Genomic DNA, 22802 nt, shown 5'->3' on the forward strand with positions numbered 1-22802 from the left:
GAGGGTTCCTCCGCCGACGGTCTGTTCCGGCGGCCGCGTACGGTCGTGGCGCCGGGGGCCGTTCATGTGCCGGAGTGGCTTTCGGTGGAGCGGCGGGCGGAGTTGGTGGTGGCGTGCCGTCAGTGGGCGCGGGGGCCGGTCCCGTTCCGGCACACGGTGCTGCCGAGCGGCGGGGTGATGTCGGTGCGGACGGTGTGCCTGGGCTGGCACTGGCAGCCGTACAGGTACGCGCGTACGGCTGACGATGTGAACGGGGCCCGGGTGGCCGCGTTCCCGGACTGGCTGGGCGATCTGGGGCGGGCGGCGGTGGCGGAGGCGTACGGGGACGAGGACGCGGCACGGGCGTTCGCTCCGGACACCGCTCTGATCAACTTCTACGACGACGCCGCGCGCATGGGGATGCATCAGGACAAGGAGGAGCGGTCGGGCGCTCCTGTGGTGTCGTTGAGCATCGGGGCGAGGTGTGTGTTCCGCTTCGGGAACACGGAGGGACGCGGCCGACCGTACACGGACGTGGAGTTGGCGTCCGGGGATCTGTTCGTCTTCGGCGGGCCGTCGCGGTTCGCGTACCACGGGGTGCCGAAGGTGTACGCGGGAACGGCCGACCCGGCAGCGGGGCTGCGGGCCGGCCGGTTGAACCTGACGTTGCGGGAGACCGGGATGGCGTCGGGGGACGCGTGAGGCAGCGGGGCTCGCCCCCGGTCAGCGGCGGTCGCGGGAGTGGCCGAACAGCAGCCGGTAGGCGATCAGCAGGACCAGAGAGCCGGCGATGGCGGCGATCCAGGTCGCGGTGTCGTAGAAGTCGTTACTGATGGGGCGGTCGAGGAACTGGCTGGAGAGCCAGCCGCCGACGAAGGCCCCGGCGATGCCGATGAGGGTGGTACCGATGATGCCTCCCGGGTCGCGCCCCGGGAGGAGGATCTTGGCTATGAGTCCGGCGAGCAGGCCGAGAATGATCCAACTGATGATGCCCATGTCGCTGCACCTACCCCTTGTTTCGTCCTGATATCCAGGACGCGCCGGGCAGGTGTTCGGTTGCTCGGGAGTCCGCCGGACTCGACCGGTCAGCGGGTGGCGAAGGGCTGGTTCGTGGCGACGATCTCCTTGCCGAAGGGCATGAGGGAGACCGGGATCAGCTTGAAGTTGGCGATGCCCAGGGGGATCCCGATGATCGTGATGCACAGCGCGATGCCGGTGGTGATGTGGCCGAGGGCGAGCCACCAGCCGGCGAGGACCAGCCAGAGGACGTTGCCCACGCAGGAAGGCGAGCCCGCGTCCCGGCGGTCGACGACGGTGTGGCCGAACGGCCAGAGGGCGTAGACGCCGATCCGGAAGGCGGCCACCCCGAAGGGGATGCCGATGATGGTGATGCAGAGCAGGACGCCCGCGAGCAGGTAGCCGAGGAACATCCAGAATCCGCAGAGAATCAGCCAGATGATGTTCAGGATGGTTTTCACGGGCGATGACCTGCCATCTGTTCGAGTCGGGCGATGCGCTCCGCCATCGGAGGGTGCGTCGAGAACATTTTCGCCATCCCCTGACCGGGCCGGAAGGGGTTCGCGATCATCATGTGACTCGCGGTCTCGATCCTGGGCTCGGGCGGCAGCGGGAGCTGTTTGGTTCCGGCGTCGAGCTTACGCAGGGCGCTGGCGAGCGCCAGTGGGTCCCCGGTGAGCTGGGCCCCGGAAGCGTCGGCCTCGTACTCCCGGGAGCGGCTCACGGCGAGCTGGATGACGGAGGCGGCGAGCGGCCCCAGGATCATGATCAGGAGCATGCCGAGGAGGCCGGGCCCCTCGTCGTCGTTGGAGCGGCCCACCGGGATGAGCCAGGCGAAGTTGACCAGGAACATCACGACGGAGGCGAGGGCTCCGGCGACGGACGAGATGAGGATGTCCCGGTTGTAGACATGGCTCAGCTCGTGGCCGAGGACGCCGCGCAGTTCGCGTTCGTCGAGGATCTGGAGGATGCCCTCGGTGCAGCAGACGGCGGCGTTGCGCGGATTGCGCCCGGTGGCGAAGGCGTTGGGCGCCTGGGTCGGGGAGATGTAGAGACGCGGCATGGGCTGACGGGCGGCCGTGGAGAGCTCCCGCACGATGCGGTAGAGCTGCGGCGCCTCGAATTCGCTGACGGGGCGGGCGCGCATGGCCCGCAGGGCCAGCTTGTCGCTGTTCCAGTACGCGTACGCGTTGGTGCCGACGGCGACCAGGAGCGCGACGATGAGTCCCGTACGTCCGAAGAAGCTGCCGATGACGATGATGAGTGCGGACAGTCCCCCGAGGAGTACGGCGGTCTTGAGCCCGTTGTGCCGGCGGTGCACGGTACGCCCTCCAAGTGGTGCAGCAGGGGAACCCTTTGCATGGTGGTGCTCCACTCCCCAGTGGAGCCTCCTGTACTGGTCAACGCCAGGCGAGAGGAGCTAGTTCCCTTGTGCGTGCGGCCGGAGGGCGGAGGCTGTGCCGCGTGTTCGCGCCGGTCGGGCCCCCGGCCCCGTACGGAGTGACGCTGGGCCGTACGGGTGGCGGCGGGCCGTCCTGATGGCGCGGGGCGCCCCGGTGGGGCGGTACCGCTGGGCGGTCAGTGCTGCTGTGCCGGGAGCTTGGCGAGGGAGAGGGCCTCGGGGTCGGGCTCGACCTCGCTGGTGCAGTGGCCGCAGCGGGAGGCGACGGCGGGGATCGCGCTGAAGCAGCGCGGGCAGTCGCGGAGGGCGGCCTTGATGTCGACGGCCTCCTGCTTCGCGAAGCGGTCCTGCACCTTGGCCATGGGGACCACGACGCAGAAGTAGAGGACCGCGGCGGTGATCAGGAAGGCGATGGCGGCGCTGACGAAGAGGCCGTAGGGGAAGTCGACTCCGTCGACCGTGTAGTGGGCCTTGCTGAAGTCGCCGGTGCCGCGGGTGGCGAGGCCGATCAGCGGGGTGATGAAGGCGTTGCTGAAGCCGGTCACGACGGCGGTGAAGGCGGCGCCGACGGCCAGACCGATCGCCATCGAGATGACGTTCCCGCGCAGGATGAAGTCCTTGAACCCGTTCAGCACTGCTCTCTCCTCGTTTTCCCCGGCGTGTACACGCCGAATACGTGACGTATGCAGCCAAGACCATGCCCTGCGGCGGACGCCGTGGGCAAACCGGCCCTGCGGGTCGGGAGTGCTCAGAAGAGGTTGACGGCGGCGAAGCGCAGGACGGTCTGCGGGGCCCCGGAAAGCAGGATTCCGGCAGCGGATGTGAGGACGATCGCCGTGGTGAGCGGGGTGGGCGCGCGGAATCGGCGGGCTGGGGCGGAGGTGGGGGGAGCGGTGTCCGGCCCGGTCCTTTCCGGGGCTCCGTCCGGCGCGCGGAAGAGGATCGCGGTCCACTGAAGGTAGTAGTAGAGGGCGATGACGACGTTGACGGCCATGACGACGGCGAGCCAGCCGAGACCCGCGTCGACCGCCGCCGAGAAGACGGTGACCTTCGCGAAGAGCCCGATGATGCCGGGCGGCAGTCCGGCCAGGCAGAGCAGGAAGAACCCGAGGGCCAGCGCCGCGAGGGGCCGGGTGGCGTACAGGCCCCGGTAGTCGGAGAGCCGGTTGCCGGGGTGCGTACAAGCGACGAGGGCGGCGACCGCGAACGCGCCGAGGTTCACCACCGCGTACATGAGGGCGTACGCCACGGTGGAGCCGATCTGTTCGTCGCTGGAGTACGCGGCGGCGGCGATCGGGACCAGGAGGTAGCCGGCCTGGGCGACGGAGGACCAGGCGAGGAGGCGGACGGCGCTGCGGGCGCGGGTGGCGTTCTGGCGGAGGGCCGCGACGTTGCCGGCGGTCATGGTGATCGCGGCCAGGACGGCGAGAGCGGGCCCCCAGACGTCCGCGTGGGAGGGGAACGCGATGACGGTCACCAGAATGAGGCCCGAAAACCCTACGGCCTTCCCCACCACGGAGAGATAGGCGGCGATCGGGAGCGGCGCGCCCACGTAGGTGTCGGGGACCCAGAAGTGGAAGGGCGCGGCGGCCGTCTTGAAGGCGAAGCCGACGAGTGTGAGGGCCACTCCGGTCTTGGCGAGGGTGTCGAGGACCGGGGGCACGTCGTCGAGACGGGCCGCGATCTCGGTGAGGTGCAGGGTCCCGGTGGTCGCGTACACGAAGCTGACGCCGAGCAGCATGACGGCGGTGGCGACGACGGAGGAGAGGAAGAACTTCAGCGCCGCCTCGGAGGAGCGCCGGTCCCCGCGCTTGATGCCGACGAGCGCGAACGCGGGCAGCGAGGCGACTTCGAGGGCGACGACGAGGGTGGCGAGATCCCGGGAGGCGGGCAGCAGGGCCGCTCCCGAGGCGGAGGCCAGGAGCAGGAACCAGTACTCCCCGGCAGGCAGCCTGCGGGTGTCGTCGAGCGAGAGCAGGACGGTGAGGAACGCGCCGCCGAGGACGAGGGCCTGGATGACGACGGTGAAGTGGTCGGCGGTGTAACTGCACGCCTGGGTGCCGGTGGTGACGCAGAAGGTGGACCGGTCACCGGACCGCAGGGGGATCAGGAACGCCAGGGCGGCGGCGAGCCCGGTGAGGGTGGCGTAACCGAGGAGGCGTTTGCGGTGGGCCGGGAGGAACAGGTCGGCCACGAGGACGACCAGGGCGGCCAGCGCGGTGAGCGTGGGAGGTGCGATGGCGAGCCAGTCGACGGACTGGACGACGCTGGGGACGTCGGCCGCGAGGAGGCTTCCGGCAGCGGTGCGGGCGCCGGGGGCCGCGGTGTCCGGGGCCTGCGCGACGAGGCTTGCGGCGGTGGTGCTGAGGTCCGCGGTCACGACTTGCCTCCTGCGAGAAGCTGCTGCACGGCGGGGTCGGTGAGGCCGAGGAGGACGGCGGGCCAGAGGCCGGCGACGATGGTGAGCGCGGCGAGCGGGGTCCAGGCGGCGGCTTCGTACGGGTGGATGTCGGCGAGCTGCGGGGTGGTCGCCGTTCGGGGGCCGGCGGTTCCGGACGGCTCCGGGCCGGCGGTTCCGGACGGCTCCGGGCCGGTGGGCGGCTGCGGGCTGGTGGGCGGCTGCGGGCCGGTGGGCGGCTGCGGGCCGGTGGGCGGCTGCTGGGCCCGGTCGTCGGGCGACAGCCGGGAGCGGGGCGCGTGCTCGCCCATGCAGACGCGGCGGACGACGATGAGCATGTACGCGGCGGTGAGCAGGGTGCCGAACGCCCCGACGGCCATGAAGGTGCGGAACGCGGGGCGGCTGAGGCCTTCCGCGGGGCTGTACGCGCCGAACAGGGTGAGCATCTCGCCCCAGAATCCGGCGAGTCCGGGCAGGCCGAGCGAGGCGATGGCGGCGAACGCGAGCAGCGCGCCGAGGCGGGGGGCCCGGCCGTAGAGGGCGGCTCCGGTCGCTCCGGCGAGGGTGTCGAGGTCGGCGGTGCCGTAGCGGTCCTTGACGGCGCCGACCAGGAAGAACAGCAGGCCGGTGATGAGGCCGTGGGCGATGTTGGCGAAGAGCGCGCCGTTGACTCCGGTGGGGGTCATGGTGGCGATGCCGAGCAGGACGAAGCCCATGTGGCCGACGGACGAGTACGCGATGAGCCGCTTGAGGTCGCCCTTGGCGCCGGTACGGGCCAGGGCCAGGCAGGCGAGGGATCCGTAGACGATGCCGACGACGGCGAACGCGGCGAGGTAGGGCGCGAAGGTGCGCATACCGTCCGGGGCGATAGGGAGCAGGATCCGGACGAATCCGTACGTTCCCATCTTCAGCAGGACGCCCGCGAGGAGGACGGACCCGACGGTCGGGGCGGCGGTGTGGGCGTCGGGCAGCCAGCTGTGCAGGGGCCACATCGGGGTCTTCACGGCGAGCCCGAGACCGATCGCGAGTACGGCGATGACCTGCACGGATGTGGTGAGGCCGCGGCCGTTGTCAGTGGCGAGTGCCACCATGTCGAAGGTGCCGCTCTTCAGCCCGATGAGGAGGAGGCCGAGCAGCATGACGACCGAGCCGAGCAGCGTGTAGAGGATGAACTTCCAGGCGGCCGCCTGCCGTTGGTCGCCGCCCCAGCGAGCGATGAGGAAGTACATCGGGATGAGGACCATCTCGAAGGCGAGGAAGAAGAGCAGCAGGTCGAGGACGGCGAAGGTGGCGAGGGTGCCGGACTCCAGGACGAGGACGAGGGCGACGAACGCCTTCGGTGAGGGGCCCGCGGGCAGCTTGAAGTAGCTGTACAGCGCGCAGAGGAAGGTCAGCAGCGCGGTCAGGACCAGGAGGGGGAGCGAGATGCCGTCGATGCCGAGGTGGATGCGGACGTCGAGCGCCGGGATCCAGCTGATGTCGGTGGTCGCCTGCATTTTGGCGGGGTGGTCGTGGTCGAAGCCGGTGGCCAGGACGATCGCGGCGACGAGGACGGCGCCGGTGACGGTCACGCCGTGGCGGAGCACGGCCTGGTCGGGGTTCTTCCCCTTGAGCCCGGGCGGGGCGGGGAGCAGGGCCGCGAGGGCGCCGAGGAGCGGGGCGACGACGATGAACGCCAGAAGGAACTGCATCACGGACGGGCTGATATCGATCACGGTCACGACCCCGCGTTGACGTTGGCGAAGACGACGGCGGCGATCGCCAGGGCGAGGGACCCGGCGAGCAGGGCGCTGACGTAGGTCTGCACGTTGCCGGTCTGGGCCCGGCGGACGGCGGTGCCGAGGAGGCGGGTGACGGCGCCCGTCCCGTTGACGTAGGTGTCGACGACCTCCCGGTCCAGGAAGCGGACGAGGCGGGCGGCTGCCCGGACGGGCCGGACGAACAGCGCCGTGTACAGGGCGTCGAGGTGGAAGCCGGTGACCGCGTGGCGGTGCAGCGGACCCAGGAGGAGTCTGCCGGGGTCGGCCGGGTCGGGGGCGTCCGCGATGGTGCCGTAGACGGCGGTGTGGGACGTCATGGCCTCGGCTTCGACGAGAGCGGGTTCGGCGCCCGGATGGGCGGCCACGGCCCCGATGGGGGTGCGGGCGGCGAGGGCGGTGGTGTGCCGCCAGGCTCCGTAGGTGACGAGGCCGCCGACGAGCGTGACGCCGGTGGCGAGGACGGCGGTGGTGAGGGACGGCGTGAGGGCGTGCCCGTCGAACCAGTCGCCGAGCATGCCCGCGGTGAGACCGAAGCCGATGGTGGGGACGGCCAGGATCCACAGGACGGAGGTCATGGCGAGGGGCTGCTTGCCGTGGTCGGGGACTTCGGCCCCGCGGCCGCGGAAGGCGAGGAGCCAGAGGCGTACGGCGTAGGAGGCGGTGAGGACGGCGGCGAGGAGCCCGGCGATCAGGATCGTCCAGCCCGCGGCGGCCGGGGCGACGGCCCGGTCCCCCAGCGCGGTGTGCTCGGCGGCGACGAGGACGGCTTCCTTGGAGAAGAAGCCGGCGAACGGCGGGATGGCGGCGAGCGCGAGGAGGGCGACGGTCATCGTCCAGTAGGCGTCCGGGATACGGCGGGCGAGCCCGCTCATCCGGGACATGGCGGCGAGCGAGTTGGTGCCCGCGGCGTGGATGACGACGCCCGCGGCGAGGAAGAGGACGGCTTTGAACGCACCGTGCGAGATGAGGTGGAAGACGGCCGCGCCCCGGTCGCCGACGGCGAGGGCGCCGGACATGTAGCCGAGTTGTCCGATCGTCGAATAGGCGAGGACGCGTTTGATGTCGTCCTGGGCGAGGGCAGCGAGCCCGGACCCGATCATCGTCACGGCGGCCATCACGGCGAGGACGACGAGCGCCGCGCCGGAGGCCGCGAAGACGGGCAGCAGCCGGGCCACGAAGTAGATGCCGGCGGCGACCATCGTCGCCGCGTGGATGAGCGCGGAGACGGGGGTGGGGCCGGCCATGGCGTCGGGCAGCCAGGTGTGCAGGGGGAACTGCGCCGACTTGCCCGCGACGCCCGCGAGAAGCAGCAGGGCGATGAGGGTGGGGTGCTCCAGCCCGCCGTGGGCGACGGCGGCCAGGATCTTGGTGATCCGGAAGCTGCCGGTGTCGGCGGCGAGCGCGAACAGGCCGATCAGGAAGGGGACATCGCCGAGCTTGGTGACCAGGAAGGCCTTGAGGGAGGCGGCCCGGGCCTCGGGCGTCTCCCAGTAGTGGCCGACGAGGAAGTACGAGCAGATGCCCATGATCTCCCAGCCGACCAGGAGCACCATCAGGTCGCCGGAGTAGACGACGAGGAGCATCGCGGAGGTGAAGAGGGATACGAGGGCCGCGTAGGAGGGGTAGCGGGCGTCGTCGCGGAGGTAGGCCGTGGAGTAGAGCTGTACGCAGGTGGCGACGACGGTGACGAGGACGGCGACCAGCACGGCGAAACCGTCGAGGTGCAGCGCCAGATCGATCGGGACGGAGCCGGTGGGCGTCAGCTGGGTCGCGGCGTCGATGGCCCGGCCGCCGCCCTGGCGGACGGCGACCAGCACGGCGAGGACGGCCGCCGTGAGGGTCGGGAGGATCGCCAGCGGGCGGACGAAGCCGGGGGCGGTGCGGCCGACGGCGAGCCCGCCGAGGGCGCCGAGGAATGGAAGGAGGGGGACGAGGGCGGCGAGGGTCGTGGTGGTCACGTGGTGGCCTCTGCCTTCTTGGTCTTTCCTGTTGTGCCGTCCGTCCGGCCGGGGGCCGTCGCCGCGTCGCTGGTCCCCGCGGTGTCGGACTCCGCAGTGTCGGGGAGCGTTTCGGCCTCGTCGGTCTCGGCGGTGTCGCGGAGCCGGTCGATGTCGGAGGTGCCCCGGTTGCGGTAGACGGCCAGGACGATCGCGAGGCCGATGCCGATCTCGGCGGCGGCGATGGCGATGGTGAAGAGCGTGAGGGCCTGGCCGGAGTGGAGGGTGTCGCGGAGCCAGACGTCGAAGGCGACGAGGTTGAGGTTGACGGCGTTGAGCATGAGCTCGACGGACATCAGGACCAGGATCGCGTTGCGCCGGGCGAGGACGCCGTAGAGGCCGACGCAGAAGAGGAGAGCGGCGAGTACGGCGGGATAGGCGAGGTGCATCAGCGCTTCTCCCCCTTGCCGGGGCGGTCGGTGGTGCCCGGTGTGCCGGTCGGGGCGGGGCGGGGCGGGGTGTCCGTGCCCGCATCCGTGGCCGTTCCCGTGTCCGTGTCAGTGTCGCGTTTGCGGGAGAGGACGATCGCGCCGACGAGCGCGGCGAGCAGCAGGACGGAGAGCGCCTCGAAGGGGAGGACCCAGTTCCGGAACAGGAAGGCGCCGGTGACCCGGGTGGAGCCCTGGGCCGGTCCGTCGAGGTCGATCCAGGTCGTACGGAAGGCGTCCACGACGACCCAGACGAGGGCGGCTGCCGAGGCGAGGGCCACACCGAGGGCCACCCACCGGTTGTCCGAGTCGGCGTCCGGGGAGCGGCCGATGGGAGCCCGGGTGAGCATCAGGCCGAAGAGGAGGAGGACGACGATGGAACCGACGTAGATCAGTACCTGGACCCAGGCGATGAACTCCGCGGTGAGCAGGAGGTACTCGACGGCCAGCCCGCCGAGCGCGACGACGAGCCAGAGCGCGGCGTGCACCAGTTGTCTGGTGGTGACGGTGATGACGGCGGCGCCGAGGGTGACGAGGCCGACGAGGAGGAACGCGATCTCGACGCCGGACGGGGAGAGGAAGCCGGGATGGTCGCCCGCGGCGGAGGCGACCAGCGGCGGGGCGGTGTACAGCATCACGGGTTTCCGCCCTTCTCGCCCTTCTCGCCCTGCTCTTCCGGCTGCTCCTCCGGCTGCTGTCGCTGTTGCTCCTGCTGCTCCTTGGCGCGCTGGGCGGCGAGCTTGTCCGCGGCCTTGCGGGCTGCGGCGATCTCCTTCGGCTCCTCGGCGGCGGGGTCGAGAGCGGGCGGCTCCGGCACGGTCCACATCCACTCGCGGAGCTTGTCGCGCTCGTGGGTGAGCTCGTGGATGTCCGTCTCCGCGTACTCGAACTCGGGTGACCAGAACAGCGCGTCGAAGGGGCACACCTCGATGCAGATACCGCAGTACATGCAGAGGGAGAAATCGATGGCGAAACGGTCGAGGACGTTCCGGCTGCGCTCACGGCCGCCGGGGGCGGCGGGGGGCGACGTCTCCTTGTGGGAGTCGATGTAGATGCACCAGTCGGGGCACTCACGGGCGCAGAGCATGCAGACCGTGCAGTTCTCCTCGAACAGCCCGATGACGCCGCGGGAGCGGGGCGGGAGTTCGGGCTGGGTGTCCGGGTACTGCGCGGTGACGGTCTTCTTCGTCATCGTGCGCAGGGTGACGGCAAGGCCCTTGGCCAGGCCGGATCCGGGGATCGGGGGCATCAGTTGATCGCCACCTTCACGATGCCGGTGAGCGCGATCTGCGCGAGGGCGAGCGGGACGAGGGTGGTCCAGGCGAGCTTCTGCAACTGGTCCTCACGCAGGCGCGGGTAGCTGACGCGCAGCCAGATGACGACGAACGCGAGGAGGGCGGTCTTGAGGAGGGTCCAGAGCCAGCCGAGTCCGTCGGCGCCGAACGGGCCGTGCCAGCCGCCGAGGAAGAGGACGGTGGTCAGGGCGCACAGGATGACGATGCCCGCGTACTCGGCGAGGAGGAACAGGGCGAAGCGCAGACCGGTGTACTCGGTGTACGCGCCGAAGATGATCTCGGAGTCGGCCACCGGCATGTCGAACGGAGGCCGCTGGAGTTCGGCGAGGCCGGCCACGAAGAAGACCAGGGCGCCGACGATCTGCCAGGGCAGCCACCACCACGCGAAGGCGTCGAGGATGCCGGTGAGCGAGACCGTACCGGCCGCCATGGCCACGGAGGCGGCGGCCAGGAGCATCGGCAGCTCGTAGGAGAGGAGCTGCGCGGCGGTGCGGAGGCCGCCGAGCAGCGAGAACTTGTTGGCGGACGCCCAGCCCGCCATCAGCGAGCCGAGGACGCCGATGCCCATGACGGCGAGCACGAAGAAGATGCCCGCGTCGACGACCTGGCCGACCGCTCCGTCGCCGGGGCCGACGGGGATGACGGCGAGGACGAGGAGGTACGGGAGGAGGGCGACGGCGGGGGCGAGCTGGAAGACGCGGCGGTCGGCGGCGGCCGGGACCACGTCCTCCTTCTGCGCGAACTTCACGCCGTCCGCGACGAGCTGGGCCCAGCCGTGGAAGCCGCCTGCGTACATGGGGCCCAGGCGGCCCTGCATGTGGGCCATGACCTTGTGTTCCGTCTGGCCCACGAGGAGGGGGGCGACCAGGAACACGGCGAAGACGATGGCCAGGCGGAGGGCGACGTCGAACACGTCGTTCACTCGGGATCGCCTCCGGCGGGGTGGTCTGGGGCGGAGCTGTCTGGGGCGGGGTGGTCTGGGGCGGAGCTGTCTGGAGCGGGGTTGTCTGGGGCGGAGCTGTCTGCGGGGGGTTGTTTGTCCGGCAGAGGCACGTCCGGGGAACCGGGCTCCGGGCTCTCGGGTTCGTCGAAGGCCGGTTGGGCGTCGTGCCACGGGGCGTCCGTGCTGCGCACCCGAGGCGGACGCGACGGCGGGCCCTCGGGCGCGCCCGACGCCGAACGCCGGCTTGCCGAGCCTTCGGAGGCGGAACGGGAACGGCGCGGTCCGGATGTCGGGGGCGCGGGCGAATCGCCCGGCTCGGGACGCTGGCTTGCCGAGCCTTCGGAGGCCGACCGGGAACGGCGTGCGGGCCGAGCGGAGGTGGCTCCCGGCCCGTCCGGCTCCGGGCGCTGACTGGCCGAGCCCTCCGAAGCCGAGCGGGAACGGCGTGCCGGGGCGGGCGGGGTCTCCGCAGGATCATCGGCGGGCCGCTGCTGGCTGGCGGAGCCCTGCGACGCCGAGCGGGAACGGCGCGGGCGGGCCCCCGCGGGTGGCACCGGCGCCCCTGCGGCCCCCGTTGCCTCGGGCGCCTCAGGGGACGTGGACGCCTCCGGTGTCGCGGGGGGCTTCGGTGTCGTGGGGGCGGGGGCCGGCGCGCCGACAGCCGTGGGGGCTTCGGTTCCGGGCGGCGCGGGGGCTTCCGCACCGGGGTCCGGCGTCGCGGCACGTTGGGCCGCCGAGCCCTCGCCCGCCGTGCGGGTGCGGCGGGGCGGGCGGTCGGCCGCGGGGCGGGCGGCGCGGGCCGGGCGTGCGGCGGCCGGGGGGAGCTGGCCCTTCAGGGGGCCCCATTCGTTCGGGTCGGGAACGCCGGGCGGGAGCATCGCCCGTCGCTTGGGCCCGGTGTGGCCCTCCGCCGGCTCCCCCGGTTCCTTCGCCCCGGGCCAGGCCTTGGCGACGCGCGCGGCCAGGACGAAGTCCTTGCGCAGCGGATGACCTTCGAAGCCTTCCGGCAGGAGGAGCGGTACGAGATGGGGGTGGCCGTCGAACGCGACGCCGAACATCTCGTGCGTCTCGCGCTCGTGCCAGGCCGCGCCCGCGTACACGCCGATGGCGCTGGGCAGCACGGCCGCGTCGTGCGGCACGGTCGTACGGACCATCAGCCGCCGCACCGTACCCGTGCCCAGGGCCGCGACATGGGCGCAGACACGGAAGCCGACGCCCGGTTCGTCCACGGCGCTGAGCCAGTCGAAGTAGGTACACCCGAGTTCGTCGCGGGCGGTCCGCAGCGCGGCGAGCCAGTCGGCGGCGGGGACGTCGACGGTCAGCAGGTCGTACGCCGACTCCGCCGTGGCCTCGTCGCCGAACACGTCGGTGACCGCGTCCGGCAGCCGGTCGTAGGCCTCGGCCCCGGCTCCGGCTCCGGCCGGAGCCGGGGATTCCGCGTGCTGGTTGCGATCGCTCATCGCCGCCCCTCCTCGTCCGGTTCCGAAGCCGCTGTCGGGGCCGCTGCCGGATCCGCTGTCGGGGCCGCTGTCGGCGCGGCGACGAGGCCGCTGCGCAGGGCCTCGGTGGACGGACCGCCACCCGTCCCCCCGGAGGCGTACCGCTCGGCGAGGGATTCGCGCGCGATCTTCTCCTGCAGCTTGAGGATGCCCTGGAGCAGCGCCTCGGGCCTGGGCGGGCAGCCCGGTACGTACACATCGACGGGGATGATCTGGTCGACACCCTTGGTCACCGAGTACGAGTCCCAGTACGGGCCGCCGCAGTTGGAGCAGGCGCCGAAGGAGATGACGTACTTCGGTTCGGGCATCTGCTCGTACAGCCGCTTCACGGCCGGGGCCATCTTGTCCGTCACCGTGCCGGACACGATCATGAGGTCGGCCTGACGGGGCCCGGGGGCGAACGGGATCACGCCGAGCCGGATGAAGTCGTGGCGTGCCATGGAGGCGGCGATGAACTCGATGGCGCAGCAGGCGAGTCCGAAGTTGAAGACCCAGAGGCTGTAGCGGCGGCCCCAGTTGAGGACGACCTTCATCGGCTCCGGTGCGAGCCGGGAGAGCACGCCGAGGCGCTTGGGCTCGGGAAGGAGGACCGGATCGGCGGCGGGCGGGGACGCGGGCTGCTGCGACGTGGGGGTCGGCCGGCTCGTCAGGCCCATGCGAGGACGCCCTTCTTCCATGCGTAGAGCAGTCCCACGGCCAGGAAGCCGAGGAAGATGAACATTTCGACCAGGGTCGTAGCGCCGTATCCCGGTGCCGCGAACACCGTGGCCCACGGGAACAGGAAGATGGAGTCGACCGCGAAGATCACGTACAGGAAGGCGTAGACGTAGTAGCGCACCTGGGTGTGCGCCCAGCCCTCGCCGACCGGGTCGACGCCGCATTCGTAGGTGAGGAGCTTCTCCGGGGTGGGCACGATGGGGCGCAGCAGCCGCCCGGCCCCGAAGGCCACGGCGACGAACAGGACGCCGACCAGGGCGAGCAGGCCGATGACCGAATAGCTCTGGAAGTACTCGGAGGCGAGCGCGGTGGTTCCGTCCACCGGAACGCCGGACACCCCGGTCGTGCCCGCTGCGTCCGCCACGCCGGTCACGTCCGTAACGTCGGCCACGTCCGCCCCTCGCTCCCTCGTCGTCCGCATCCGTCCCGCGTGCCCGTTCTGTACACACGGGTTCTGTACGCACGGGAGTCTAGGGCCTGCTAAACGGAGCGTAAGCAGCCGCGTCGGACATCGGGTGGGGTTATCCCTACTTCGTCCCCACCCACGAGCCCCATGGTGTGCGTGCGTACGGCCCGGCAGGCTGTGGGTATGACCATGAGCCCTTCCCTGCCGGACCCCGACCGGTTGCCGCCCGCCCGATTCGCCCTGGACCGATGGACCTGGCGGGAGATCGCGTATCTGCTCGCCAATCTGCCGGTGGCCGTCGTCGGGTTCGTCTACACGGTTGCTGTGATCAGCGTGGGCGCCGGGCTGTCCGTCACCGTGATCGGTCTGCCGCTGCTGGTCGGCGGGCTCCAGGGGGCCCGGCTGCTGGGCGGGCTGGAGCGGCGGCGGGCGCGACGGATGCTCGGCGTGCGGGTGGAGGAGCCGAGTCCGCTGGGGCGCGGCCACCGGGGCGAGGGGTTCTTCGTCCGGCTGTGGGCGGGGCTGAAGGACCCGGTGGGCTGGCGGGCGTTGCTGTACGGCTTCATACGACTGCCGTGGGGGGTGCTGACGTTCGGGGTGACGCTGGTGAGCCTGTTCGTCCTGTGGCCGGTCCTGCCGTTCATCGCGCGGGGGCTGACGGCGGTGGACCGGGCGATGGTGCGCGGGCTGCTGTCTCCGTCGGACGAGCTGGAGCGGCGCATCGCGGAGCTGGAGTCGGACCGGGGTGTGGTGGTGGACACCGCCGCCGCCGACCTGCGCCGCATCGAACGCGACCTGCACGACGGCGCCCAGGCCCGCCTGGTCGCCCTCGCCATGGGGCTCGGCCTGGCGAAGGAGAAGCTCGCCGACGACCCCGAGGCCGCGGCCCTCATGGTCGACGAGGCCCACGGCGAAATCAAGGTCGCACTGCAGGAGCTGCGCGACCTGGCCCGCGGAATCCACCCCGCGGTCCTCACCGACCGGGGCCTGGACGCCGCACTCTCTGCCATCGCCTCCCGCTGCACGGTCCCGGTCAAGGTGTCGGTGGGGTTTCAGGGGCGTCCGGCGGAGGCGATCGAGGGGATCGCGTATTTCACCGTCTCGGAACTGCTCCAGAACATCAGCAAGCACAGCGGTGCGCGGTCGGCCTCCGTCGACGTGTGGCGTTCGGCGGACCGGCTGTTGCTCCAGGTCACGGACGACGGCGGGGGCGGGGCCCGGTTGGACGGCGGCTCGGGGCTGGCGGGGCTCGCCGAGCGGCTCGACGCGGTGGACGGGGTGCTCGTCCTGGACTCGCCCGAAGGCGGGCCGACGACCGTCACCGCCGAGCTGCCCTGGCGCGACCGGAGGTAGGGAAAACCCCCGGTCGGATACGGAGAGAGTCCTCATGGTGCGGAAGGCCGCCGGCCAGCACCCTGGAGGGAGAACGGCGGAGAACCGGTCCGTGCCGACGGGCCGTCTCCGGCTCCGGCACCCCGGTGGCGCGCACCGCGCGTACAACCCACGGGCACACTCCACAAGCGCACTCCACAAACACAGCCCACAGCACAACGCACGAGCACAGCCCACAAGCACAACCCACGAGCACAACCCACGAGCACAGCCCACTGAGAGACTGAGACAGAGACGGAACGGACGGGACTCATGGCCACGGCATACGGACCGGACACGCGGGACCGGGAGCACGAGGGTTCCGCCCCCGGCCTCGGAGGGAAGACCCGGACGAAGCACTTCCTCCCCACGCCGCTGCGTGCCCCGCTGGAGGCCCGTGCCTGGAGCGAGCTCCTGTACGCGCTGCTGAGCTTCCCGCTCAGCACGGTGATGTTCACCTTCGCGGTCACCATGACGTCGTTGAGCGCGGGCCTGATGGTCACCTTCATCGGGATACCGATCCTCGCCGTCGGCCTCGCCGTGTGCCGGGGCTTCGGGTCGCTGGAGCGGCACCGGGCGCGGGCGCTGCTGCGGGTGGAGGTGGCGGATCCGGAGCGGGTGCGGGGGAAGACCGGCGGCCCGATGTCCTGGATGGGCGCGATCCTCAAGAGCGGGGTGTCCTGGCGGCACCTGCTGTACACGCTGCTGCACTTCCCGTGGGCCGTGTTCACGTTCGTCGTCGCGATCACGTTCTGGACGTACGGTCTGGCGGGGCTGACGTACCCGCTGTGGTTCTGGCTCTTCCCGCTGTTCGCCGGGCAGGACGGCATCCAGGTGTACGGGGACCGCACCCACGCGGAGTACCTGAACACGCCCCTGGAGCTGGCGGCGACCGGAGCGGTGGGCCTGGTGCTGGTGATGGCGGCGCCCTGGGTAGTGCGGGGTCTGCTGACGGTGGACCGGCTGATGGTCACCGGCCTGCTCGGGCCGTCCCGGCTGGCCACCCGGGTCTCCGAGCTGGAGTCGGACCGGGGTGTGGTGGTGGACACCGCCGCCGCCGACCTGCGCCGCATCGAACGCGACCTGCACGACGGCGCCCAGGCCCGCCTGGTCGCCCTCGCCATGGATCTGGGGCTGGCGAAGGAGAAGCTCACCGATGACCCCGAGGCCGCGGCCCGTATGGTCGACGAGGCGCATGGCGAGGTGAAGGTGGCATTGCAGGAGCTGCGCGACCTGGCCCGGGGGATCCACCCCGCCGTCCTCACCGACCGGGGCCTGGACGCCGCACTCTCCGCCATCGCCTCCCGCTGCACCGTGCCCGTGAGCGTCGAGGTGGACCTGGACTCGCGTCCGGCGCAGGCGATCGAGGGGATCGCGTATTTCACCGTCTCGGAGTTGCTCCAGAACATCAGCAAGCACGCCCGGGCGACCCGGGCCACGGTCGATGTGTGGCGGGCGGGGGACCGGCTGATGCTCCAGGTCACGGACAACGGCCGGGGTGGGGCGACAGCGGCCGCGGGCGGCGGCCTGGCCGGGCTGGCGGAGCGGCTGGACGCCGTGGACGGGGTCCTGGTGGTCGACTCCCCGACCGGCGGCCCGACAACGATAACGGCCGAGCTCCCCTGGCGAGGCTGACCCGGACGCGCCGGCCGAACGGGGCCCGGCGGAGCCACTGGTGGGCGAGGCCGCCTCGAACGGACGTCGCCCACCCCCGTCGGCCGGGATGACCGGCGGGGCTAACGGACGGCGCCCACCCCCGTCGGCCCGGATGACGGGCGGGGCTGAGGACGGACCTCACTCTCCCCCCTCCTCGGCGGGGCGGGGCCCCTCTCCCCCTCATCCGGGCCGACGACCTCTCTCCCACCCCCATCCGGGCCGGCCCCTCTCCCCACCGGGGCCGGCCCTTCCCCCACCCAGGGACGTCCCGCCACCCCACCGGGGCCGGCCCTTCCCCCGCCCAGGGGCGCCCCGCCACCCCACCCAGGGACGCCCCGCCACCCCACCCAGGGACGCCCCGCCATCCCGACCGGGGACGCGCCGCTTCCCCGCCCAGGAAGGCTCCGCTTTCCCGCTTGCCGCACCGCCACCCCCGCCCGTTTCCTGCCCTGCCGTCCCCCGCCCCTCCCCTCCCTGGTCCGGGCGGGTTATCCACAGGCCCCCCATCCGTGTCCGGGTCCTGGGATGCTGGACCGGTCGGGGCGTGGCGCGCAGTGGTCGGGCGCGGGGCGTGCGGGGTCGCGGGGAACGCGGCATATTCGAAAAGTGGGGGACTCGCAGTCGTGGAGAACGTGGAGAACAGGGTGCGCGTGGTCATCGCCGAGGATTCGGTTCTGCTCCGGGAGGGGCTCACCCGGCTGCTCACCGATCTCGGGCACGACGTGGTCGCGGGGGTCGGGGACGCGGAGGCGCTGCTCAAGACCGTGGCGGAGCTCGACGCGGAGCAGGCGCTTCCCGATGTAGTGGTCGCCGATGTGCGGATGCCCCCGACGCACACCGACGAGGGGGTGCGCGCGGCGGTGCGGTTGCGGAAGGACTACCCGGGCATCGGGGTGCTGGTCCTCTCCCAGTACGTGGAGGAGCAGTACGCCACGGAGCTGCTGGCGGGGAGCAGCCGCGGGGTGGGGTATCTGCTGAAGGACCGGGTGGCCGAGGTCCGCGAGTTCGTGGACGCGGTCGTCCGGGTGGCGCAGGGCGGGACGGCGCTGGACCCGGAAGTGGTGGCGCAGCTGCTGGGCCGCAGCCGCAAGCAGGACGTGCTGGCCGGGCTGACGCCGCGCGAGCGGGAGGTCCTCGGTCTGATGGCCGAGGGCCGGACGAACTCCGCCATCGCCCGGCAGCTCGTGGTGAGCGACGGGGCGGTCGAGAAGCACGTCAGCAACATCTTTCTGAAGCTGGGGCTCTCGCCCAGCGACGGGGACCACCGGCGCGTCCTCGCCGTGCTGACCTATCTGAATTCCTGATCCCTCAAGCCTCCAAAAATCTGACACCATGTCAGATATGGAGCGCGAAGGAATACGCCGCGACACCCCGGAGCGCCCCGGGACGCCTCAGGGCGCCACCCGGTCGGGGTGTCCGGCGGACAGCCGACGGGCACCTCTGATCAAAGGGGGCCTAGGGCGAAAGACCCAGGGGGCAGGGATCCGCATCCCACGATCGGGGGCTGGCAAAACGTGACAAGCCTTACTAAAAGGGTGTCTCGAAACAGGGTCCACCATATGATCAGCCCCTGGAGGGCGACCTACGCGGACGTAGGGTGGTCTCTGGGATCCGCCGGCCGCCGGACGGTTCCGAACCGCCGCCCCAAGGGAGGTCCAGTTCAGTGACGAGCCAGGTCAGTAGCGCGGCAGAGAAGGCCGATGAGGCCAACGACGCCGTCCTCGGGGGCCAGCGAGCCCCCCTGTCAGGTACGACGGGAACGACGGGCGGCGACGGGAAGGAAGTCCGCCGCCTGGACCGGGTGATCATCCGCTTCGCGGGCGACTCGGGTGACGGCATGCAGCTCACGGGCGACCGGTTCACGTCGGAGACCGCTTCCTTCGGCAACGATCTCTCCACCCTGCCGAACTTCCCGGCGGAGATCCGGGCCCCTGCCGGCACGCTGCCGGGGGTCTCTTCCTTTCAGCTCCACTTTGCCGATCACGACATTCTGACTCCGGGCGACGCCCCCAACGTCCTGGTCGCGATGAATCCCGCCGCGTTGAAGGCGAACATCGCCGACGTACCGCGCGGCGCGGAAATCATTGTGAACACCGATGAGTTCACGAAGCGACCGATGGCGAAGGTGGGGTATGCGACCAGTCCGCTGGAGGACGGTTCGCTGGAGGCCTACAACGTCCATCCGGTTCCGCTGACGACGCTGACGCTGGAGGCGCTGAAGGAGTTCGGACTCCCCCGCAAGGAGGCCGAGCGGTCCAAGAACATGTTCGCGCTCGGGCTGCTGTCGTGGATGTACCACCGGCCGACGGAGGGGACGGAGGCGTTCCTGCGGGCCAAGTTCGCGAAGAAGCCGGAGATCGCCGAGGCGAATGTGGCGGCCTTCCGGGCCGGGTGGAATTTCGGCGAGACGACCGAGGACTTCGCGGTCTCCTACGAGGTCGCCCCGGCCTCGCAGGCCTTCCCCACCGGCACCTACCGCAACATCTCGGGGAACCTCGCCCTGTCCTACGGCCTGATCGCCGCCGGGCAGCTGGCGGATCTGCCGCTCTACCTGGGCTCGTATCCGATCACCCCCGCCTCGGACATCCTGCACGAGCTCTCCCGGCACAAGAACTTCGGTGTCCGGACCTTCCAGGCCGAGGACGAGATCGCCGGCATCGGGGCGGCGCTGGGAGCCGCGTTCGGCGGAGCCCTGGGTGTGACCACGACCTCGGGTCCCGGCGTGGCGCTGAAGTCGGAGACGATCGGGCTCGCGGTCTCCCTGGAGCTGCCGCTGCTGATCATCGACATCCAGCGCGGCGGTCCGTCGACCGGACTGCCGACCAAGACCGAGCAGGCCGACCTGCTCCAGGCGATGTACGGCAGGAACGGCGAGGCCCCGGTTCCGATCGTGGCCCCACGGACCCCGGCGGACTGCTTCGACGCCGCGATCGACGCGGCCCGGATCGCCCTGACGTACCGGACGCCGGTCTTCCTGCTCTCCGACGGCTATCTGGCCAACGGCTCCGAGCCCTGGCGCATCCCGGAGACGGACGCGTTGCCCGACCTCAAGACGCCGTTCGCCACCGGGCCGAACCACACCCTGGCCGACGGCACCGAGGTCTTCTGGCCCTACAAGCGCGACCCGCAGACCCTGGCCCGCCCCTGGGCGGTCCCCGGGACGGCCGGCCTGGAGCACCGCATCGGCGGGATCGAGAAGCAGGACGGCACCGGCAACATCTCCTACGACCCGGCCAACCACGACTTCATGGTCCGCACGCGCCAGGCCAAGATCGACGGCATCGAGGTTGCCGATCTCGATGTCGACGACCCGGCCGGGGCGGCGACGCTGGTGCTCGGCTGGGGGTCGACGTACGGGCCGATCACCGCCGCCGTACGCCGTCTGCGCGCCGCGGGGGCGCCCATCGCCCAGGCCCATCTGCGCCATCTCAACCCCTTCCCGAAGAATCTCGGCGAGGTACTGAAGCGCTACGACAAGGTCGTCGTGCCGGAGATGAACCTCGGGCAGCTCGCGATGCTGCTGCGGGCGAAGTATCTGGTGGACGCCCACAGCTACAACCAGGTCAACGGAATGCCGTTCAAGGCCGAGCAGCTCGCCACGGCTCTCAAGGAGGCCATCGATGCCTGACACCGACGAACTGCGGCACAACGAGCTGCTGCAGCTGGTGCCGAAGGCCGAGGCGAAGCAGTCCATGAAGGACTTCAAGTCGGACCAGGAAGTGCGCTGGTGCCCCGGCTGCGGCGACTACGCGGTTCTCGCCGCCGTCCAGGGCTTCATGCCCGAGCTGGGGCTGGCGAAGGAGAACATCGCCTTCGTCTCCGGCATCGGCTGCTCCTCCCGTTTCCCGTACTACATGAACACCTACGGGATGCACTCCATCCACGGCCGGGCCCCGTCCATCGCGACCGGGCTCGCCACCTCCCGCCGGGACCTGTCGGTGTGGGTGGTCACCGGTGACGGCGACGCGCTCTCCATCGGCGGCAACCACCTCATCCACGCCTTGCGCCGCAACGTCAACCTCAAGATCCTGCTCTTCAACAACCGGATCTACGGACTGACGAAGGGCCAGTACAGCCCCACATCCGAGCTGGGCAAGATCACCAAGTCGACGCCGATGGGCTCGCTCGACGCGCCCTTCAACCCGGTGTCGCTGGCCATCGGCGCGGAGGCGACGTTCGTGGCGCGGACGGTCGACTCCGACCGCAAGCACCTCACGAGCGTGCTGCGCGCGGCCGCCGAGCACTCGGGTACGGCACTGGTGGAGATCTACCAGAACTGCAACATCTTCAACGACGGTGCTTTCGAGGTCCTGAAGGACAAGGAGCAGGCCGCCGAGGCCGTCATCCGGCTCGAACACGGGCAGCCGATCCTCTTCGGTTCCCAGGAGCCCAAGGGCGTCGTCCGCGATCCGGCCACCGGCGATCTCCAGGTCGTGGCCGTCACGGAGGAGAACCGCTCGCAGGTCCTCGTCCACGACGCCCACGCGGAATCGCCCACGACGGCGTTCGCACTGTCCCGGCTCGCCGACGCGGACACCCTGCACCACACCCCGATCGGGGTGCTGCGCAGCGTGGAGCGGCCGGTCTACGACACGCTGATGTCGGACCAGCTGGACGCCGCCGTCGAGCGCGACGGCAAGGGTGACCTGGCCTCGCTCCTCGCGGGCAACGACACCTGGACAGTCATCGGCTGAGGCAGGCAGGACAGGCAAGCAGGACAGGCAGGACAAGCAGGACGAGCAGGACGAGCACCCAAGCGCGCCCGAGGCCCGGGCCCGATCCCCGCAGGATCGGGCCCGGGCCTCGCCGTATGCACCGCGCGGCCGAATGCATCGCGTAGCCGTGTGCACCGCGCGGCTGCCTGCACCGCGCAGCCGATGCATCGCGCGTCGCTCCCAGCACCCGAACTGACACTTTCAAAAAGTTAGCGCTTCCCCTAGGGTGGTGTACGAGCACACAGACGCATCAGCTGATCGAAATCGGAGCCCCCCATGAGCATCGTTGTCACCGGAGCCACTGGCGCACTCGGCCGCCTCGTCGTCGACGCCCTGCTGACCACGGTCCCGGCCGACGAGGTCGTCGCGGCCGTGCGCGACAAGGAGAAGGCCGCCGCACTCGCCGCCCGGGGCGTGGAGCTGCGCATCGCGGACTACAGCGCCCCCGAGACCCTCGCCGGAGCCTTCCGCTCCGGTGACCGGGTGCTGCTGATCTCCGGCAGCGAGGTGGGCCAGCGGGTGGCGCAGCACGCCGCCGTCATCGACGCGGCCAAGGCGGCGGGCGTCGCCCAGCTCGCGTACACCGGGATCCTCGGCGGACCGGACGCGGACTTCACGCTGGCCGACGAGCACAAGGCCACCGAGCGGCTGATCCTCGACTCCGGGCTGCCGTACACCTTCCTGCGCAACGGCTGGTACACGGAGAACTACACCGCCGGCCTGACCCCGGTCCTGGAGCACCGCGCGGTCGTCGCCAACGCGGGCGAGGGCCGCATCGCCTCCGCCACCCGGGCCGACTACGCCGCCGCCGCGGCCGCCGTGCTCACCGGCGACGGCCACCTGAACACCGCCTACGAGCTGAGCGGCGACACCGCCTGGTCGCTCGCCGAGTACGCCGCGCTGCTCTCCGAGCTGACCGGCGAGACGATCGCGTACCGCAACGTCCCGGCCGCCGCGCACCAGGAGATCCTCGTCGGCGCGGGGCTGCCGGAGGACTTCGCGGCGATCCTCGTCGACGTGGACGAGGCGATCGGGCGCGGACGGCTCGCGGGGACGAGCGGCGACCTCGCCCGGCTCATCGGCCGCCCGACGACGCCCCTCGCCGCGACCGTACGGGCCGCTCTTTCCGTCGCCTGAGCTGCGACGCACCTCTCACGAACCCACCCACGCGGCACTGTCATGAGTGTTTCCGTGAGACGGCTATGACACGAAGCCCTTC

21 protein-coding genes are annotated in these 22802 nt (G+C 71.3%); 7 read left to right on the forward strand and 14 right to left on the reverse strand.

What is annotated here, in order from left to right:
* Window positions 1–21: 21 nt before the first annotated feature.
* On the forward strand, window positions 22–681 hold the full coding sequence (locus IE145_RS03105) for an alpha-ketoglutarate-dependent dioxygenase AlkB family protein (protein WP_189518652.1): 660 nt from the start codon (window positions 22–24) through the stop codon (window positions 679–681).
* A 21-nt stretch (window positions 682–702) separates the two neighbouring features.
* On the opposite strand, the gene IE145_RS03110 is transcribed toward IE145_RS03105, so the two are convergent.
* The 14 genes from IE145_RS03110 to IE145_RS03175 form a co-directional block, all read right to left on the reverse strand.
* Entirely contained in the window at window positions 703–975 is a 273-nt protein-coding gene (locus tag IE145_RS03110) for a GlsB/YeaQ/YmgE family stress response membrane protein (RefSeq protein ID WP_006126852.1), read from the reverse strand.
* Window positions 976–1064: 89 nt separating this feature from the next.
* Window positions 1065–1457 (reverse strand): YccF domain-containing protein, encoded by a 393-nt coding sequence (locus tag IE145_RS03115; RefSeq protein WP_189518494.1) that lies wholly within the window; start codon window positions 1455–1457, stop codon window positions 1065–1067.
* Window positions 1454–2317, reverse strand: coding sequence for a zinc metalloprotease HtpX (gene htpX / locus IE145_RS03120; RefSeq protein ID WP_003967017.1), 864 nt, complete (start codon window positions 2315–2317; stop codon window positions 1454–1456). Before htpX ends, IE145_RS03115 begins: the two co-directional genes overlap by 4 nt.
* Before the next feature lie 257 nt (window positions 2318–2574).
* Window positions 2575–3033: an MscL family protein gene (locus tag IE145_RS03125; RefSeq protein WP_069736434.1), complete on the reverse strand. Its 459-nt coding sequence runs from the start codon at window positions 3031–3033 to the stop codon at window positions 2575–2577.
* A gap of 113 nt (window positions 3034–3146) precedes the next feature.
* On the reverse strand, window positions 3147–4778 hold the full coding sequence (locus IE145_RS03130; RefSeq protein ID WP_189518496.1) for an NADH-quinone oxidoreductase subunit N: 1632 nt from the start codon (window positions 4776–4778) through the stop codon (window positions 3147–3149).
* Window positions 4775–6517, reverse strand: coding sequence for a complex I subunit 4 family protein (locus IE145_RS03135; protein WP_189518498.1), 1743 nt, complete (start codon window positions 6515–6517; stop codon window positions 4775–4777). The genes IE145_RS03130 and IE145_RS03135 overlap by 4 nt, the downstream gene beginning before the upstream one ends.
* Window positions 6514–8514 carry an NADH-quinone oxidoreductase subunit 5 family protein gene (locus IE145_RS03140; protein WP_189518500.1) on the reverse strand — a complete coding sequence of 667 codons (2001 nt, stop codon included), beginning with the start codon at window positions 8512–8514 and terminating at the stop codon, window positions 6514–6516. Before IE145_RS03140 ends, IE145_RS03135 begins: the two co-directional genes overlap by 4 nt.
* Window positions 8511–8942, reverse strand: coding sequence for an NADH-quinone oxidoreductase subunit NuoK (gene nuoK, locus IE145_RS03145; protein ID WP_189518502.1), 432 nt, complete (start codon window positions 8940–8942; stop codon window positions 8511–8513). Before nuoK ends, IE145_RS03140 begins: the two co-directional genes overlap by 4 nt.
* Complete coding sequence (locus tag IE145_RS03150) at window positions 8942–9616, reverse strand: NADH-quinone oxidoreductase subunit J family protein (RefSeq protein ID WP_189518654.1); 675 nt, start codon at window positions 9614–9616, stop codon at window positions 8942–8944. The genes nuoK and IE145_RS03150 overlap by 1 nt, the downstream gene beginning before the upstream one ends.
* The gene (locus IE145_RS03155; RefSeq protein ID WP_189518504.1) at window positions 9616–10230 is read right to left on the reverse strand and encodes a NuoI/complex I 23 kDa subunit family protein; all 615 of its coding nucleotides are present in this window, start codon (window positions 10228–10230) and stop codon (window positions 9616–9618) included. The genes IE145_RS03150 and IE145_RS03155 overlap by 1 nt, the downstream gene beginning before the upstream one ends.
* Entirely contained in the window at window positions 10230–11198 is a 969-nt protein-coding gene (locus IE145_RS03160) for a complex I subunit 1/NuoH family protein (protein ID WP_189518506.1), read from the reverse strand. The genes IE145_RS03155 and IE145_RS03160 overlap by 1 nt, the downstream gene beginning before the upstream one ends.
* Window positions 11195–12679, reverse strand: coding sequence for an NADH-quinone oxidoreductase subunit C (locus IE145_RS03165; RefSeq protein ID WP_189518508.1), 1485 nt, complete (start codon window positions 12677–12679; stop codon window positions 11195–11197). Before IE145_RS03165 ends, IE145_RS03160 begins: the two co-directional genes overlap by 4 nt.
* Window positions 12676–13374, reverse strand: a complete 699-nt coding sequence (locus tag IE145_RS03170; protein ID WP_189518510.1) for an NADH-quinone oxidoreductase subunit B — start codon at window positions 13372–13374, stop codon at window positions 12676–12678. Before IE145_RS03170 ends, IE145_RS03165 begins: the two co-directional genes overlap by 4 nt.
* Complete coding sequence (locus IE145_RS03175) at window positions 13365–13826, reverse strand: NADH-quinone oxidoreductase subunit A (RefSeq protein ID WP_373296556.1); 462 nt, start codon at window positions 13824–13826, stop codon at window positions 13365–13367. The genes IE145_RS03170 and IE145_RS03175 overlap by 10 nt, the downstream gene beginning before the upstream one ends.
* A 198-nt stretch (window positions 13827–14024) precedes the next feature.
* Between IE145_RS03175 and IE145_RS03180 the strand changes: the two genes are divergently transcribed.
* The 6 genes from IE145_RS03180 (at window position 14025) to IE145_RS03205 (ending at window position 22720) form a co-directional block, all read left to right on the forward strand.
* A complete protein-coding gene (locus IE145_RS03180) occupies window positions 14025–15194 on the forward strand; it encodes a sensor histidine kinase (RefSeq protein ID WP_189518512.1) in 1170 nt (389 codons plus the stop codon).
* Between the two features lie 291 nt (window positions 15195–15485).
* The gene (locus IE145_RS03185; protein WP_189518514.1) at window positions 15486–16847 is read left to right on the forward strand and encodes a sensor histidine kinase; all 1362 of its coding nucleotides are present in this window, start codon (window positions 15486–15488) and stop codon (window positions 16845–16847) included.
* A gap of 665 nt (window positions 16848–17512) precedes the next feature.
* On the forward strand, window positions 17513–18172 hold the full coding sequence (locus IE145_RS03190; protein WP_010060860.1) for a response regulator transcription factor: 660 nt from the start codon (window positions 17513–17515) through the stop codon (window positions 18170–18172).
* A 359-nt stretch (window positions 18173–18531) separates the two neighbouring features.
* Window positions 18532–20496 (forward strand): 2-oxoacid:acceptor oxidoreductase subunit alpha, encoded by a 1965-nt coding sequence (locus tag IE145_RS03195; protein ID WP_189518516.1) that lies wholly within the window; start codon window positions 18532–18534, stop codon window positions 20494–20496.
* Window positions 20489–21562, forward strand: coding sequence for a 2-oxoacid:ferredoxin oxidoreductase subunit beta (locus tag IE145_RS03200; protein WP_189518518.1), 1074 nt, complete (start codon window positions 20489–20491; stop codon window positions 21560–21562). The genes IE145_RS03195 and IE145_RS03200 overlap by 8 nt, the downstream gene beginning before the upstream one ends.
* Before the next feature lie 297 nt (window positions 21563–21859).
* Window positions 21860–22720, forward strand: coding sequence for an SDR family oxidoreductase (locus tag IE145_RS03205; RefSeq protein ID WP_189518520.1), 861 nt, complete (start codon window positions 21860–21862; stop codon window positions 22718–22720).
* The last annotated feature ends 82 nt before the right edge of the window (window positions 22721–22802 follow it).

Origin of the sequence: Streptomyces sindenensis, from assembly GCF_014649035.1 — a bacterium.
GTDB lineage: Bacteria > Actinomycetota > Actinomycetes > Streptomycetales > Streptomycetaceae > Streptomyces > Streptomyces sindenensis.

Coding starts and splice junctions, on each gene's coding strand:
- IE145_RS03110 (WP_006126852.1), bottom strand. CDS start 975: ATGGGCATCATCAGTTGGATCATTCTCGGCCTGCTCGCCGGACTCATA.
- nuoK (WP_189518502.1), bottom strand. CDS start 8,942: ATGCACCTCGCCTATCCCGCCGTACTCGCCGCTCTCCTCTTCTGCGTC.
- IE145_RS03150 (WP_189518654.1), bottom strand. CDS start 9,616: ATGCTGTACACCGCCCCGCCGCTGGTCGCCTCCGCCGCGGGCGACCAT.
- IE145_RS03155 (WP_189518504.1), bottom strand. CDS start 10,230: ATGCCCCCGATCCCCGGATCCGGCCTGGCCAAGGGCCTTGCCGTCACC.
- IE145_RS03165 (WP_189518508.1), bottom strand. CDS start 12,679: ATGAGCGATCGCAACCAGCACGCGGAATCCCCGGCTCCGGCCGGAGCC.
- IE145_RS03170 (WP_189518510.1), bottom strand. CDS start 13,374: ATGGGCCTGACGAGCCGGCCGACCCCCACGTCGCAGCAGCCCGCGTCC.
- IE145_RS03180 (WP_189518512.1), top strand. CDS start 14,025: ATGACCATGAGCCCTTCCCTGCCGGACCCCGACCGGTTGCCGCCCGCC.
- IE145_RS03185 (WP_189518514.1), top strand. CDS start 15,486: ATGGCCACGGCATACGGACCGGACACGCGGGACCGGGAGCACGAGGGT.
- IE145_RS03200 (WP_189518518.1), top strand. CDS start 20,489: ATGCCTGACACCGACGAACTGCGGCACAACGAGCTGCTGCAGCTGGTG.
- IE145_RS03205 (WP_189518520.1), top strand. CDS start 21,860: ATGAGCATCGTTGTCACCGGAGCCACTGGCGCACTCGGCCGCCTCGTC.